The sequence below is a fragment of the Bartonella sp. CE47NXGY genome, from assembly GCF_042195415.1.
Taxonomy (GTDB): domain Bacteria; phylum Pseudomonadota; class Alphaproteobacteria; order Rhizobiales; family Rhizobiaceae; genus Bartonella.
The window spans coordinates 1-695 of record NZ_JBHIOI010000233.1 but is presented as its reverse complement, the minus strand read 5'-3'; the positions used below and the strand labels follow the sequence as shown (position 1 = coordinate 695).

General features: G+C 42.3%; 1 protein-coding gene. It reads right to left on the bottom strand.

The window, feature by feature from the left end:
- Nucleotides 1-135: 135 nt before the first annotated feature.
- Nucleotides 136-540, bottom strand: coding sequence for a hypothetical protein (locus ACFIL3_RS10830; RefSeq protein ID WP_375682279.1), 405 nt, complete (start codon nt 538-540; stop codon nt 136-138).
- Nucleotides 541-695: the final 155 nt, after the last annotated feature.

The window sequence follows — 695 nt, the reverse complement described above, 5'->3', positions numbered from 1 at the left end:
ATGAACCTTGCCATCAGAACCTTTTTGTAAATTCTGTTGTTCTTCATCCGTTAAATAATGTGCGTGAGGAAACAATCCCGCCATTCCAAGCAAATGCAAGGATGGCGGATTGTTAATCATCACAAACAGCAAAACTTAAGGCTGGCATTTGCGACTATTTTTATATTTTTTACAAAACGGGCTGTTCAAGCGCTTCTTGACACTGCGCTGTGGAACAACAGCGCCTGGACGACAAATGGGCAAGTTTTCAGCTTTATGATTTCCACACCAGCCTCCCCCCACATCATATTTATAGCGAAATCCCGCTTGGAGCATGCAAGCATCAATGGTTGCATTTGCATTATTACTGAGCTTTCTACTTTCTGGATCCTTATCATAAGGGGTTGGCATACCGCATTCTAACAAGGCTTTTCCTATCTCCGTAAAATCTGCTCCTGGCTTCTCCCATGCCCCTATAGAAGATATGGGAGTTTTATTAAACTGGCACCCAGCTATACTTAACAAAGTTACAGCACTTAATAATTTTAAGGTTTGTTTCATTTTTTCCTCCATGATTTACTTAAAGGAAATTGTTCACGATGAGATGAGCCGTAAAGCATGTTGCACATACGCCCCGCATCTCCAAGACAGGTATGGGAACTTATGGGATTTGTAGCCACTCTCAACCATTCTGTCCAAACGTTACTGCCAGCAGG

Bases quoted from the DNA above. Each gene is read 5' to 3' on its own strand.
- ACFIL3_RS10830 (WP_375682279.1), bottom strand. From the start codon at position 540: ATGAAACAAACCTTAAAATTATTAAGTGCTGTAACTTTGTTAAGTATA.